Raw genomic sequence first — 237 nt, 5'->3', positions numbered from 1 at the left:
CGGACGCCGATTTCGACGCCCTCGCCGCGCGTCAGGCCAAGCTGGAAGACCTGATCCAGGCCTCTGACGCCCACAACCTCGAGCGCAAGCTGGAAGTGGCCGCCGAAGCACTGCGCCTGCCGCCGTGGGATGCCAATGTCGGCGTGCTGTCCGGTGGTGAGCGCCGCCGTGTCGCACTGTGCCGTCTGCTGCTCTCGAGCCCGGACATGCTGCTGCTCGACGAGCCGACCAACCACC

At 68.8% G+C, this 237-nt stretch carries 1 protein-coding gene; it reads left to right on the top strand.

Annotation, left to right across the window (positions count from 1 at the left end; genetic code table 11):
- A partial coding sequence (locus R0J88_RS23415; protein ID WP_410901378.1) for an ATP-binding cassette domain-containing protein occupies positions 1–237 on the top strand: 237 nt, incomplete at both ends.

The organism is Pseudoalteromonas sp. SIMBA_162, assembly GCF_046535955.1.
Taxonomy (GTDB): domain Bacteria; phylum Pseudomonadota; class Gammaproteobacteria; order Enterobacterales; family Alteromonadaceae; genus Pseudoalteromonas; species Pseudoalteromonas marina.
This window is presented reverse-complemented; position numbering and strand designations above follow the sequence as displayed.